At 60.9% G+C, this 12,320-nt stretch carries 14 protein-coding genes; 8 read left to right on the top strand and 6 right to left on the bottom strand.

The window, feature by feature from the left end; all coding sequences use genetic code 11:
- The first annotated feature begins 36 nt into the window (after nt 1-36).
- Nucleotides 37-522, top strand: coding sequence for a YajQ family cyclic di-GMP-binding protein (locus tag KSP9073_RS11765; RefSeq protein WP_108843144.1), 486 nt, complete (start codon nt 37-39; stop codon nt 520-522).
- 26 nt (nt 523-548) lie between these two features.
- Here KSP9073_RS11765 and KSP9073_RS11770 read toward each other — a convergent pair whose 3' ends face one another.
- Nucleotides 549-1,499, bottom strand: coding sequence for a lysophospholipid acyltransferase family protein (locus tag KSP9073_RS11770; protein WP_108843145.1), 951 nt, complete (start codon nt 1,497-1,499; stop codon nt 549-551).
- 218 nt (nt 1,500-1,717) lie between these two features.
- Here KSP9073_RS11770 and KSP9073_RS11775 point away from each other — a divergent pair, with 218 nt between their 5' ends.
- Nucleotides 1,718-3,058 carry an MFS transporter gene (locus KSP9073_RS11775; protein ID WP_108843146.1) on the top strand — a complete coding sequence of 447 codons (1,341 nt, stop codon included), beginning with the start codon at nt 1,718-1,720 and terminating at the stop codon, nt 3,056-3,058.
- A gap of 62 nt (nt 3,059-3,120) precedes the next feature.
- Here the strand turns inward: KSP9073_RS11775 and KSP9073_RS11780 are convergent, their stop codons facing one another.
- The 5 genes from KSP9073_RS11780 to KSP9073_RS11800 all read right to left on the bottom strand — a co-directional run bounded on the left by KSP9073_RS11780 (nt 3,121) and on the right by KSP9073_RS11800 (nt 7,896).
- Nucleotides 3,121-4,752 carry a sensor domain-containing diguanylate cyclase gene (locus KSP9073_RS11780; RefSeq protein WP_108843147.1) on the bottom strand — a complete coding sequence of 544 codons (1,632 nt, stop codon included), beginning with the start codon at nt 4,750-4,752 and terminating at the stop codon, nt 3,121-3,123.
- Nucleotides 4,749-5,180: a hypothetical protein gene (locus tag KSP9073_RS11785; RefSeq protein ID WP_108843148.1), complete on the bottom strand. Its 432-nt coding sequence runs from the start codon at nt 5,178-5,180 to the stop codon at nt 4,749-4,751. Before KSP9073_RS11785 ends, KSP9073_RS11780 begins: the two co-directional genes overlap by 4 nt.
- Nucleotides 5,181-5,190: 10 nt before the next feature.
- The gene (locus tag KSP9073_RS11790) at nt 5,191-6,351 is read right to left on the bottom strand and encodes a porin (protein WP_108843149.1); all 1,161 of its coding nucleotides are present in this window, start codon (nt 6,349-6,351) and stop codon (nt 5,191-5,193) included.
- Nucleotides 6,352-6,544: 193 nt separating this feature from the next.
- The gene (locus KSP9073_RS11795; RefSeq protein WP_108843150.1) at nt 6,545-7,270 is read right to left on the bottom strand and encodes a 2OG-Fe(II) oxygenase; all 726 of its coding nucleotides are present in this window, start codon (nt 7,268-7,270) and stop codon (nt 6,545-6,547) included.
- Nucleotides 7,267-7,896 (bottom strand): CoA pyrophosphatase, encoded by a 630-nt coding sequence (locus KSP9073_RS11800; RefSeq protein WP_108843151.1) that lies wholly within the window; start codon nt 7,894-7,896, stop codon nt 7,267-7,269. The genes KSP9073_RS11795 and KSP9073_RS11800 overlap by 4 nt, the downstream gene beginning before the upstream one ends.
- Nucleotides 7,897-8,013: 117 nt before the next feature.
- Here KSP9073_RS11800 and KSP9073_RS11805 point away from each other — a divergent pair, with 117 nt between their 5' ends.
- The 6 genes from KSP9073_RS11805 to surE all read left to right on the top strand — a co-directional run bounded on the left by KSP9073_RS11805 (nt 8,014) and on the right by surE (nt 12,268).
- Nucleotides 8,014-8,589, top strand: a complete 576-nt coding sequence (locus KSP9073_RS11805) for an NUDIX hydrolase (RefSeq protein WP_108843152.1) — start codon at nt 8,014-8,016, stop codon at nt 8,587-8,589.
- A gap of 153 nt (nt 8,590-8,742) precedes the next feature.
- Nucleotides 8,743-9,108: a cell division protein FtsB gene (gene ftsB, locus KSP9073_RS11810; protein WP_108843153.1), complete on the top strand. Its 366-nt coding sequence runs from the start codon at nt 8,743-8,745 to the stop codon at nt 9,106-9,108.
- Entirely contained in the window at nt 9,105-9,848 is a 744-nt protein-coding gene (gene ispD, locus KSP9073_RS11815; protein WP_108843154.1) for a 2-C-methyl-D-erythritol 4-phosphate cytidylyltransferase, read from the top strand. The genes ftsB and ispD overlap by 4 nt, the downstream gene beginning before the upstream one ends.
- Nucleotides 9,849-9,867: 19 nt before the next feature.
- Nucleotides 9,868-10,353 (top strand): 2-C-methyl-D-erythritol 2,4-cyclodiphosphate synthase, encoded by a 486-nt coding sequence (gene ispF, locus KSP9073_RS11820; RefSeq protein WP_108843411.1) that lies wholly within the window; start codon nt 9,868-9,870, stop codon nt 10,351-10,353.
- Nucleotides 10,350-11,408 (top strand): tRNA pseudouridine(13) synthase TruD, encoded by a 1,059-nt coding sequence (gene truD, locus KSP9073_RS11825; protein ID WP_243409222.1) that lies wholly within the window; start codon nt 10,350-10,352, stop codon nt 11,406-11,408. The genes ispF and truD overlap by 4 nt, the downstream gene beginning before the upstream one ends.
- Before the next feature lie 83 nt (nt 11,409-11,491).
- Complete coding sequence (gene surE, locus KSP9073_RS11830) at nt 11,492-12,268, top strand: 5'/3'-nucleotidase SurE (protein ID WP_108843155.1); 777 nt, start codon at nt 11,492-11,494, stop codon at nt 12,266-12,268.
- The last annotated feature ends 52 nt before the right edge of the window (nt 12,269-12,320 follow it).

A 12,320-nucleotide genomic window follows, 5' to 3' on the forward strand; every position in this document is an offset into this window, starting at 1 on the left:
GAATCAGCCCTTTTGGTGCATTCAGGAGACCATGACATGCCCTCTTTCGATATCGTGTCCGAATTCGACAAGCACGAAGCGACCAACGCCGTTGATCAGGCCAACCGGGAAGTGCAGACGCGCTTTGACTTTCGCGGCGTGGATGCCAGCTTCACCCTGGAAGGGGAGAAGGTAGCGCTGGAAGCCGATGCCGATTTCCAGCTCAAGCAGATGCTGGATGTCCTGCGCGCCAAGCTGATTGCCCGCGGCATCGATGCGCGCTGCATGGATGAGCAGGAGCCTGTACTGTCAGGCGTCAAGGCGCGCCAGGAGGTCCAGCTCAAGCAGGGACTGGAACAGCCTGACTGCAAGGCGATCGTCAAGCAGTTGAAGGAATCCAGGCTGAAGGTTCAAAGCGCCATTCAGGGCGACAAGGTGCGGGTCACAGGCAAAAAGCGCGACGACCTGCAGCAGGCCATCGCGCTGTTGAAAAGCGAGGAAGGGCCGGATCTACCGCTGCAGTTTGATAACTTCCGCGACTGATCCGCAGGCTGGCGGCGGCCTGTGGCTTAAAGCTTCCGGCCGCTGCGCCCCTGCTTGTAAAAGCGCCGCTCGCGCCAGCCGGGCACGTTGTCACGCTGGCCCGGCGTGCGCCGATAACGCTTGTATTCCCACTGATACTGCATGGCATCCAGCGCAATGGCGGCCTCGACACTGGCGTTGACGCCTCTGGCCGACAAGGCCTCATCTTCCCGGGCATAAACCCGCTCATCGGCCTTGAGAAAATGGATGTCAAAGCCGCGTCGATCCTCGCGCCGTCTGGCTACCCCCGTGACGACCCGCGCATCAGTGCGTGAGACCAGCCGCGGCAGCAGGGTGGCGGTGTAGGCCGGATAGCCAAAAAACTCGGCAAACTCACCGCTGCCCCAGTCCGGTACCTGATCAGGCAGAATGCCGATCGCCTCACTTCGCTTGAGCGCCTTCAACAGCGCGGCCACCCCGCGTGAGGTTGTGGGCACGAGTTGTGCCCCCATCCGCTCGCGACCGTGTCGGATGACCGGGTCCAGCGCACTGATCTTGGGCGGCTCGTACATGGCCGTGAACGGAAAGTGGCTGGAGAGCCAGAAGTTGAGAATCTCCCAGTTGCCAAAGTGGGGCGCCAGCACGATCACGCCACGTCCTTCGGCGCGCGCCTCATCAAGCAGTTCGCGCCCATGCACCTCGACAATCGACTTCTCCACCGCCTCGGGGTCTCCCTGCCAGGCAAACCCCAGTTCCATCATGGTGGCGATTGAATGTTGCAGACTGTCATGGATCTGCTGTCGGCGCGCCTTTTCGCTGACTTCCGGAAAGGCCTGGCGCAGATTCATGCGCGTAATGCGCCGTTCTCTGACGCCAATCAGGCTGTAAACGGGTTCAAATCGTGACGCCAGACGCCACAATGTGCGCGGCGGGCGCTTTGAGAGCACTTGCCAGAGACGCATGATAAGGCGCGCCTGCCAGTTGTCTTTCATCGTCATTGCTACGCTTTGGTGGTGTCGAAATCGACAGGGAGTATAACCAGTTGGCTGCCCGGCTTCATGGTCGGATGGGGCGAGGGTTCTGACCGACCCGCATCACTCCGAGTCGGCAATCCTGGAAAATCTCCTCCAATCAGGTCAGCCTGTACCCACTGCGGTATGTCACGCCGACCCGGTATTTAAAGACTTATCAATGTTTGCCGTCCTGTGAGGAAGCCATGGCTCGTCCACTGCTGACCCTGATTTTGCCGCCGCTGCTGGGGCTTTTCATTCTGGCCCTCGGCAACGGGTTTCTCTCGACGCTGGTGACGCTGCGGCTGGACAACGCCGGCGCCTCGGTGGAAACCATCGGCTGGGTCTCATCGGCCTATTACGTTGGGCTGGCGCTGGGGGCGGTACTCAATGACCGGTTGCTGCTGCGCATTGGCCATATTCGGGCCTATGCCTGTTTTGCCTCGCTGGTGGCAGCCGCGGCACTGGCGCAGGCGCTGTGGCTTGATGCCGGCTGGTGGTTTGCCATGCGTCTGGTGGGCGGCTGGGCCACGGTGGGGGTGTATCTGGTCATCGAGAGCTGGCTGTTAACCAGCAGCGATTCGGCCCGACGCGGCCAGATCCTGGCTTTCTACATGATTTCGCTTTACGCCGCGCTGGCGCTCGGACAGCTGTTGCTGGGGCTTTTCGAGGCACCCTTTGATGCCACGCCCTATGTGTTGATCGGCATGCTGGCCTCGCTGTCGGTACTGCCGCTTTGCATCATTCCGCGCGTGTCGCCACTGCTTGAGCATGCCGTACCGCTGCCGCCCTGGCGGCTGGTGAGAGTGACACCGACCGGCGTCATGGGCGTGTTTGGCTCGGGGCTGATCGTGGCGGCCCTTTATTCGCTGTTGCCGCTGTATCTGCAGCAGATCGGACTGTCGGTCGAGCGACTGGGCCAGTTCATGGCCGTGGTCATTGTCGGCGGCATGGCATTGCAATATCCCATGGGGCGCTGGTCGGATCGCCATGACCGACAGATCGTGCTGATCATTCTGGGCATGACGCTGATTGCCCTGTCGCTGGCGCTGCCACTGGCGGCGGCGATCAGCGAGCTGGCGCTGGGCGTGGTGCTCTTTTTGTTCGGCGGGATGACGTTTTCCCTGTACCCGGTCGCCATGAGCCACGCGGCTGACCGGGCACCGCCGCAGGCACTGGTCGGCATGAGTCAGGGACTGTTGCTGATCAATGCGGTGGGCTGCACCCTCAGCGCGCCCATTCTCACCGGGATCATGGGGCAGACGGGCGGGAACGGTCTTTTCTACGGCTTTGCCATGATCTCGGCCTTCATGGCGCTTTTTTTCATGTGGCGTCGCAGTGTGCGTCCGGCACCGCAGCCGGTGGCCCCCTTTGCAGCCCACCCGGTACAGACCGTGGTAGGCGCCGAGCTTGATGTGACCGAGGAGATGGTGGTCGGTGCCGAAATTCAGGCGGAAAAGGATGAGGCCGAGGAAGCTGCGCATCAGGACAATGCGCGCCATGACAGCGCCTCCCGATCTGATGACGCAATGCGCCCATCAGAGTAGATGGGAGCCTGGTCATATCTCGAAGGTGCGGTTTTGATCAGGTCTCGAAGGGGCGGTGTTGGTCAGGTCTCGAAGGGGTGGTGTCGGTCATGAAAGCGCCAGGTGTTACGGCCCTCACGCTTGGCACGGTACATCGCCAGATCGGCCAGCTGCACCAGCGTTGTGACCTCAGAGGCGTCACTGCCCAGCACGGCAATACCGATGCTGACGCCCAGGCTTACCTGCTGGCCGCTGTCCAGCACCAGAGGGGCATTGATGCTGTCGGTCAGCCGCTGCGCCATGCCATCCAGATCGTCCCGGGGGGTTCGGTGATCGAGCAACAGCACAAACTCGTCACCACCCAGGCGCGCCGGGTAATCATGCTGGCGTGATATGTCCCGCATCAGCCCGGCGATCTGTTCGAGCACCTGGTCACCGGCATGGTGGCCGTGGCGATCATTGATCTGCTTGAAATGGTCGAAATCGAGCATCATCAGCGCATGTCGAGAGTCGGGATGAAGGCGGTAATGGCGCTGGATCAGCTCAAGGCGGCGTTCAAATCCCAGTCGATTACCAATTCCGGTCAGGGGGTCGGTGACGGCGAGCCTCTCGGCCGCCTCGGCGGCGTGGCGGCGTTCGGTAATGTCGTGTGCCACGCCCTGTAGCCGTCCCTCTTCCAGACGACTGACCATGACGTTGACCCAGCGCTGCTGGTCGCCTTCGCCCACGGCCATCTCCCATTGGCGCGTGCCGTCTCGTCGTGCCCGACGAGTGGTGAGCTCCTGCATGGTGGGCCCGCCGTCATGGATCAGTGTCGTCAGAGCAATCGGTGGCCCCTCCCTGTCAAACGGTTTCCCTCCCAGAAACAGACGACAAAAGGCCGGATTGGCCGACAGCAGGTGCCCCTGGTCATCGAGTTCAAAGATGCCGGCCTCGACGTTATCAAACAGGGTCCGGTAGCGCCGCTGTTCGATGTCGCGGGCCAGACGCTGTCGGCGCTCCTCGCTCAGGCTGCTGACCAGCCGGTCGATCATGGCATTGACGCTGATCACCAGCTTGCCGATCTCATCCCTGCCGTGCCCGCTGGGCGCTGGCAGCTTTTGGCCGGTTTCTGCCTCAAGGGCGTGAAGCTTTTGGGAAATATCACTGATGGGGCGGGTCACGAAGTAAAACACCACCAGAATCACGCTCAGGCCAATGCCCAGAAGCTGCAGTATCAAGGCTACAGACAAAAACCGCGTGGCCTCATTGACCATGCTGTCGATCCACTCCTGATCTGGCACCAGGGTCAGCTCGCAAACTGTCTTGTCGGTTTCAAAGGGGGATTTGATGGTTCGGGTCAGCGCTACGCCGCTGCTATGTTCGTTGGTGTTGGTGTTGGTGTTGGTGTTGGTGTTGGTGTTGGTGTGGTCGGCCAGCGCGCTGCCATCGCGACGCACAAGCCGTGCCTCCTTCACGATGCGATTGCTCAAAAGGCCCTGCGTGACCTCGTCGGCCAGCTGACTGTCCCCCAGAAAACAGGCGATCTGCGCGGTACGCTCGACTGTGGAGATCAGGCCTTCAAGGCGCATCTGCTGAATGTCCTTTTCGGATGCGGCGCGCAGGTGTACGGCCGCCACCAGAAAGACAATACCCAGCACGCCCACGATGGCCAGAATGCTGGCGGCCGCCCGCAGGGCCAGACGACTGCGAAGAAGGCCCAAAAGCTGGATCATGGCGACTCACTGAGCGTCAGTAAAACGCGCAGGTGAGGGGGCAAAAGGCCAGCATCCACATAGCCAAGTGCATTGGCGTTATGCGTCACGATGTCGACGACATCATCAAGCGTTTCAGTCTGCTGCGGCGGTGAGGCGCGGCCTGAAAAGACCAGTCTTGCCCAATAGGAGTTGATCTCGGCCATGTCCTTTTGCACCAGCGCCCGGTAAAAGCGCGCCTTGAGCGGTGCCTGGTCGATTGGCAGGGCGACACTGTTGTCCGGCAGCCGACGATAGCGGCCCATGAAAATATTGACCGCCTCACTGTGGCTAAGCTGACGTACGGGACTTGCCTCGTTGATGACGATGGCAATGTCGGCCCGTGCCGTGGTGCTGATGAGCAAAAGGGCCATCGTGGTGGCGCGCGCAAGGCGCGTGAAACGGGGCATGGACATCTCCTTAAAAGATGACATCCAGCCCGAGGCTGAGAAGGTTTGAATGATCATCTTTCCAGTTGCCGTCCGTGCCGCGCCACAGCAGTCCGGGTGTGCGCGTATGAATGCGATCAAACTGGGCCTTGAGTGCCAGGTTGGTGACCACGTCGTAGCGTAGCCCCAGTGACCAGGTGTTCTGGTTGACGTTACCACTGAGCGCATCTGCACTGTTATTGTGCGTGCTGACGTTTGACAGAAGGACATAAGGTGTCAGCTTGTCCATGCGCCAGGCACCAGACACAAAGCCGGTATCCAGCCAGGTGTCGCCATCGGCGAGGATGTCGCGATTCCAGACGGTCTGCAGTTGCAGAGGTCCCTTATTCCAGGCTGCGCCTAGCGAGTAAACCTGCAGGTCGTCAAAACCGGTCCGGGGATTCAGGTACTGGTTGGCATCAATGCCAAAAAGATCACCGATCAAATCAGCATCATCGCCACTGAAATTGACGTTTGAGCGAATTCGGGTATAGCCGGCGCGAAAGCGCCAGGGGCCGCTCTCATAGTTGAGATGGCCGCCAAGGATGCTATCGGCATCAAAATCGACCTGAAGCGCATCCGACATGAAAAATCGGCTGTCGGAGGTGCCGGCAAAAAAGCGCGCCCAGATCAGGTCATCGCCAAACGGTCGGGTAAAGGTCACATCGGCGCCATCGATATAAGTCAGCTGCAGCACGCCAAAATGATCCACCGGTGGGCGAATCCAGGGCGATCCATAGCCGATGTAACGCGACTCCGAGAGCAGGTCGACATCCCAGCCCAGGCGGCCAACGCGCATCTGAAAATCTGGCATGGGAGCGTAGCGTACAAAGGCGAGCATCAGTTCGGGGCTGAAATCGCCAGAGCTGTGATACTGGCTCATGCCCTGCACCACGGCATCGAGTTCGCTGGTCAGGCGCATGTTGGCCTGCAGGCCCAGGCGGGTATCGGTTCGGGCACTCCAGCCCTGCTCGGCGCCTTTGGGCTGGCCGACATCACGCACAAAGTCAGCCTCTCCCTGATCACTGTGAATAAGTCCAATCGTGCCAAAACCGCTGAGCGTCACCCGGTCATTCAAAAGGTGGGACTGCGCCTTCACACCGGCACTGCCCATCAGCAAAAGCGTCGTCAGCAAAAACGCGGGAAACTTCATCAGGCTCGGGTCTCGCCATGTCGAAAATGGGGACGTCGACAAAAGCAGCACTGGGCAGGCTCAGGGACAGGCAGCTTATGTCGGCCGTAATGGCATCGACTTTAATGGCGAACGGAGAAAGGTCATGCGCTGAAAAGCGCACGATAACAAGGGCATTCTGACGCCTGCCCCTGTTTAACCGGGTTTGACGGCGCTATTGAGCGGGGTCGACCACGCCGTTGACCGAGGCGTTGCGTCGAAACCAGCCGGCAATGCTGGCGCGCGGTAGCCGGGTCGGCAGGACTTCATGAGGCACGGTGTCCGACAAAAAGCAGGCCAGGGTGCCGGCCTCGGGGAGCACGCGCGCCATCTCGCGAACCGGGACATGGGGATCAAACCCGTCCGGGCCCTGCTGCTGACTTTCAAACAGCACCATCTCGCCGCCGCCGTCGACGGGCCAGTCGCGATTGAGATAGGTCACCGTGGAGATCACCCGATTGGCACGACCCTGAAAGCTGTCCACATGACGCTTGTAAAAGGCGCCCGGCGGGTAGCGGGCAAAATGCGCCTCGAACTCGAACAGGCCAATAAAAAGGGCGCAGTTGATCTGCTCACGAAGTTCCTCAAGGCGCTTGAGATACACCTGCTGAGCCGGGCTTTCCCGGTTCAGCCAGCGGATGGCGTCGCCGCGAATGCTGGTGGCCAGTTGATGCTCCTTGAGTCGACCGATGCCCGCGCTTGTCAGGGCGTCATGGGCTTCAAGACGTTCAAGATCCAGCAGCAGGGCATCGATCAGCGCCGGTGAGAAAAAGTCGCGTTGATGGCTGAACCCCTGCTGGATCAGATCCTCGATAAGGGCCTCAATGCGCCCAGGATCAAGGGGCGAGGCCGCGAGCAGAGTGGCCACTTCATGGTCGAAATCATCGGTAACGGTGCTCATGACGAACGCCTGCGTGAAGGACGAGGAGGGAGATGGCGAAGTGTCGAGGTTTCAGGATAGCGATCCAGCCCGATATCCACATGAAAGGCCACGTTTAAAAGCTCGACGACCATCATCGCCGACAGCCCCCAGAGCGTATGCTCCAAAATCGTGTAGCTGGGCACATACCAGCAGGTCTCGTCATCGTAAATCACATCGGTGTGCTGACGCGGGTCGGTCATCAAACGTGCCAGCTCGACTTCAAAAATGGTGTCGATCTCGTCGGGGTTGGGCGTAAATTGCACCTCGGGTTCGATAAGCCCCACAAAAGGGGTGACGATCATGCCATTGGCCGAAAAACGTTCGGAGAGCTGACCCAGCAGGCGCACCTTCCCGGCGGGCAGGCCGATCTCTTCAAAGCTTTCACGCAGTGCGCAGGCTTCAAGGCTTTCGTCTTCCTCATCCAGCTTGCCCCCGGGAAAGGCGACCTGGCCGGCATGTGAGCTCAAGCGCGCATTGCGGCGTGTCAGCAGCAGGGTAGGGGTCTCATGGTGGATGATCGGCATCAGCACGGCTGCCCGCGGATAATGGCCGTCAAGCCGGGTCGGACGGTAGTCCTTGAGACGTTGTTGTGCCGTTTGCAGCATAAGAGACACTTTCCAGCAGAAGGACCCGCGCGTCATGGCGAAATCGCCAATCGACACATGAGGTGATCAAACGTAGTGTAAAGCGTTCGGTCACGCGCCGTAAGCAACGAGGAAGACATGAATTTTTGCAGCCATTGCGGCGCGCCGGTGCGCTTTGCCATCCCGTCAGACGATGATCGTCCACGCCATCTTTGTGATAATTGCGGCACCATCCACTATCAGAATCCACGGATCGTGGCCGGCAGTCTACCCATTGTTGATGACAGGGTGTTGCTGTGCCGGCGTGCCATTGCACCGCGGATCGGGTTCTGGACCCTGCCGGCCGGGTTCATGGAAAACGGCGAGACCACGCCCGAGGCCGCCATTCGTGAAACCCGGGAAGAGGCCTGTGCCGAGATCGAGCTGGGCGGGCTCTATACCATGGTCGACCTGCCCCACATCAATCAGGTCTACATGATCTATCTGGCCCGGCTGCGTGATGATCTGGAACCGGCCTTTTCGGCAGGACCCGAGAGCCTGGAAGTGCGTCTTTTCCGGGAAGAGGATATCCCCTGGTCGGAGCTTGCCTTCTCGACCATCACGAAAACCCTTGAATGCTATTTCAGGGATCGAGCACGCCTGGAACGCGATGCGCTCGACGTGGCGACCCTGACGCATTATGCCCTGCATACCGATGTGATTCGCCGCTGGTAACCCGGCGGGGGCAGGCCATATTGGTCTGCCCCGGTATCTGCAGGCTTGTCCATCCCGTTTTGACAAGGTGTCCGCTGGACGATCCACCGCCGGATAATGGCATAATTGCGCCTTTCTCCAGGGCCGGTTCGGCCAACAACGATATAGATCACGATGCTCAAATGGATTTCAATCGCGCTGGTCGTCGCACTGGCCGCGCTGCAGTATCAGCTCTGGCTGGGAGATGGCGGCCTTATGGAGCACAGCCGGGTCAAGGCTCGCGCCGATGAGCTGCACGAGAGCAATCAGTTGCTGACCGACCGCAACGACCGTCTTGCCGCCGAGGTGGTGGATTTAAAAAACGGCCTTGATGCGATCGAGGAGCGTGGGCGTAACGACCTGGGCATGATTCGCAACGATGAGCAGTTTTTCTGGGTGCCCAGCGAAAAGGCCAGCCACAACCCAACACCCGTGGCGCCGCCGGGGGCTGACCAAAGCGCCGATGAAGCCCGTGACCAGTTTGCCGGGCGGGAGCAATGAGTGCGCCTCAGTGGCTGATTGTGCCGGCTGCCGGCCGGGGCACACGCATGCGTGCAGCCTGTCCCAAGCAGTATCTGCTGCTTGATGATGCGGCCGTTCTGGCGTGTACGCTGATGCGGTTGCACGACGCTTTCCCCAAGGCCACCCTGCTGTTGTGCCTGGACGCCGAGGATCAGTGGTTTCATGCGTCCATGGTGCCCTTCGCGCGTTGGCAGCGTCTGGAGGGCGGCGACGAGCGCGTGGATTCGGTTCGTGCCGGTATCGACTGGCTTGCCGATCATGCCCATGTTGATGACTGGGTGCTGGTTCATGATGTGGCGCGTCCGTGTGTCACCGTGGCCGATCTGCACCATCTGATGGCGGCCATTGCCCATGATCCGGTGGGCGGCCTGCTGGCGGCGCCGGTCACCGACACCCTCAAGCGTCAGGACAGGGATCAGCGCATTGATATGACCGTGCCGCGTCAGGGGCTCTGGCGCGCCCTGACCCCACAGGGCTTTCGCTACGGCGTTCTGCGTGATGCCTTCAGGGCCGCGCTTGAAGCCCGCTTTCTGATGACCGATGAAGCCTCGGGCGTCGAACAGCTCGGCCATGCGCCCCTACTGGTTACGGGGCGCAGCGACAATCTGAAAATCACCCATCCCGAAGACCTGGCGCTGGCCGCGCAGATTCTGTCTGCCCAGCGCACAAGCCTCCATTTATCCCTGTCCGACAAGGAGCCCGGCCATGAGCCTGTCTGATCCTTCCCTGCTCGCCCGGCTGCGCATCGGGCATGGCTTTGATGTTCATCGCTTTGGCGAGGGGGATCATTTAATGCTGGGCGGCGTGCGCGTGGCCTTTGATCACGGTTTCGTAGCCCACTCCGATGGCGATGTGGTGCTGCATGCGTTAAGCGATGCGCTGCTGGGGGCCGCTGCTCTGGGCGATATCGGCCAGCATTTCCCTGATACCGAGGAACAGTGGCGCGGCGCCGACAGTCGTGCCCTGCTGCGTCACGTGGTATCGCTGGTCAACCAGCAGGGGTTCGGGCTGATCAACGTCGATGTCACCATTCTGGCCCAGGCGCCCAAAATGGCGCCGCATATTGGCGCCATGCGCGAAGTGATCGCAGACGACATCGCGCTTGAGATGTCGTGTGTCAACGTCAAGGCAACCACCACCGAAAAGCTTGGCTTTACCGGACGCGGTGAGGGCATTGCCGTGGAAGCCGTGGCGCTGTTGATGCGCCATGACGAGGCGTCATGACACAGGACATGAGCAGCTCCCCGGTGTCACCGCTGCCCGACTGGGCCAGAAGCCTGGGGCAGGCGCCTCATTCAGGGCGATTTCGTGAATTTCCCGAAGCCTTTCAGGTCGAAGAGCAGATGTCCTTTACGCCCGAGGGCGAGGGAGAGCATCTGTGGTTGCACTGTGAAAAGCGTAATCTGTCGACGGCGCAATTGATTCGCCACCTGTCGCATCAGCTGGAGGTGGCGCCGCGTGATATCGGGGTCAGTGGTCTCAAGGATCATACTGCCCTGACGCTTCAGTGGGTGTCGGTGGCGCTGACCGGGCGGCCCACGCCGCCCGGATTGAGAGATCACATCGAGATGGACGGCTTAAGGCTTCTGGACGCTGGCCGGCATCCGCGCAAGCTGCGTCGCGGTGTGCATCGCGCCAATCGATTTGCTCTGTATGTGACGGGTGAGGCCGTCGCAGAAGGCTCGCTCGAGGCGCGCTGGCATGAACTGGCAGCGCACGGCGTGCCCAATTATTTCGGGCCCCAGCGCTTTGGTCATCAGGGCAGCAACCTCACCCGTGCCCGGGCGCTGATGGCGCGTGGCTGGAAGAAAAAGCAGGACCGCGATGGGTTTCTGCTGTCGAGTGCGCGCAGTTTTTTGTTCAATCAGGTGCTGAGTGCACGCATTGAGCAGGGAAACTGGGCCAGCGGTCTGGAAGGTGACGTTTTCAACCTCGAGGGCAGCGCCAGTCAGTTTGCCGGTGAAGCACTCGATGATGCTCTGCGAACGCGACTGGCCGCGCTGGATATTCACTCCACCGGCCCGCTCTGGGGGCGTGGTGACAGCGGCGTCAGTGGTGAGGCCCGCGCGCTCGAACGCACCGTGGCCGAGCGCGAGCCCTCGCTTGCCGAGGGCATCGAGAAGGCGGGTGCCGCTCCCATGCGGCGGCCGTTACGCCTTTGTCTCCAATCGCCCGAGCTTGAGCGCGACGGGGAAGGGCTCTGGCTTCGTTTTTCGCTGGCGCGCGGCGGTTTCGCCACGGCCGTGCTGCGTGAGCTTTTTCAGCACCCGGCCCTTTAAAGGCGAGATGCCCCGAGCGGACAGTCAGCCATGTGCCCGGGTGGTCTTATTCATTTTCGAACCGACATGAACAGGAACGTCCAATGCGCAAACTGCTTTTATCCAATGATGACGGAGTTCATGCCCCGGGACTCAGGGCGCTGCATGATTCGCTGATCAATCAGGCAAGGCTTCGGGTCATTGCCCCCGATCGTGACCGCAGCGGCGCCAGCAATTCGCTGACGCTGGCCTATCCGCTGTCGCTGACGCCGATGGACAGCGGCTTTTACAGCGTGGATGGCACGCCGGCGGACTGCGTCTATCTGGGGGTCAGCGATATCTTTGATGAAACGGTGGATATGGTGATCTCCGGCATCAATCATGGTGCCAATCTGGGCGATGACGTGCTCTATTCCGGCACTGTGGCAGCGGCCATGGAAGGTCGCTCGCTGGGGCTTTCAGCGATTGCCATGTCGCTGGCCGGCCATCAGCATTTCGACACGGCCGGGCGGGTGGCCGCGACCCTGGTCGGCGCCGTCGAGCAGCTGGCGCTGCCGCCCCGCAGCCTTTTGAACGTCAACGTCCCTGATGTGCCATGGGAGGAACTCAAGGGCTTTCGGGTGACCCGGCAGGGCCAGCGTGGCCAGGGCAGTCAGCCCATACGGTTGCAGGATCCGCGGGGGCGAACCCGTTACTGGATTGCCGCCTCGGGAGACAGTGCCGACATGGGGGAAGACACCGATTTTGCCGCCATCGAGGCCGGCTACGTTTCCATTACACCCCTTCAGACGGACCTGACTCGTCACGCCTCGATTGCCGATGTCAGCGGCTGGCTCGAGGCGTTGACCCGCCATCGTCAGCAGGGTGAAGACCTGAGCTGACGGAATCGAGTGGATGAAGCGTGTCTGAGCACCTCGGGGCAGACAGTTGCCA

It is taken from the genome of Kushneria phyllosphaerae (genome assembly GCF_900312995.1).
Classification (GTDB): Bacteria; Pseudomonadota; Gammaproteobacteria; order Pseudomonadales; family Halomonadaceae; genus Kushneria; species Kushneria phyllosphaerae.

What these genes read in the sequence shown, in the direction of transcription:
- KSP9073_RS11765 (WP_108843144.1), top strand. Translation starts at nt 37, where the DNA reads ATGCCCTCTTTCGATATCGTGTCCGAATTCGACAAGCACGAAGCGACC.
- KSP9073_RS11770 (WP_108843145.1), bottom strand. Translation starts at nt 1,499, where the DNA reads ATGACGATGAAAGACAACTGGCAGGCGCGCCTTATCATGCGTCTCTGG.
- KSP9073_RS11775 (WP_108843146.1), top strand. Translation starts at nt 1,718, where the DNA reads ATGGCTCGTCCACTGCTGACCCTGATTTTGCCGCCGCTGCTGGGGCTT.
- KSP9073_RS11780 (WP_108843147.1), bottom strand. Translation starts at nt 4,752, where the DNA reads ATGATCCAGCTTTTGGGCCTTCTTCGCAGTCGTCTGGCCCTGCGGGCG.
- KSP9073_RS11785 (WP_108843148.1), bottom strand. Translation starts at nt 5,180, where the DNA reads ATGCCCCGTTTCACGCGCCTTGCGCGCGCCACCACGATGGCCCTTTTG.
- KSP9073_RS11790 (WP_108843149.1), bottom strand. Translation starts at nt 6,351, where the DNA reads ATGAAGTTTCCCGCGTTTTTGCTGACGACGCTTTTGCTGATGGGCAGT.
- KSP9073_RS11795 (WP_108843150.1), bottom strand. Translation starts at nt 7,270, where the DNA reads ATGAGCACCGTTACCGATGATTTCGACCATGAAGTGGCCACTCTGCTC.
- KSP9073_RS11800 (WP_108843151.1), bottom strand. Translation starts at nt 7,896, where the DNA reads ATGCTGCAAACGGCACAACAACGTCTCAAGGACTACCGTCCGACCCGG.
- KSP9073_RS11805 (WP_108843152.1), top strand. Translation starts at nt 8,014, where the DNA reads ATGAATTTTTGCAGCCATTGCGGCGCGCCGGTGCGCTTTGCCATCCCG.
- ftsB (WP_108843153.1), top strand. Translation starts at nt 8,743, where the DNA reads ATGCTCAAATGGATTTCAATCGCGCTGGTCGTCGCACTGGCCGCGCTG.
- ispD (WP_108843154.1), top strand. Translation starts at nt 9,105, where the DNA reads ATGAGTGCGCCTCAGTGGCTGATTGTGCCGGCTGCCGGCCGGGGCACA.
- truD (WP_243409222.1), top strand. Translation starts at nt 10,350, where the DNA reads ATGACACAGGACATGAGCAGCTCCCCGGTGTCACCGCTGCCCGACTGG.
- surE (WP_108843155.1), top strand. Translation starts at nt 11,492, where the DNA reads ATGCGCAAACTGCTTTTATCCAATGATGACGGAGTTCATGCCCCGGGA.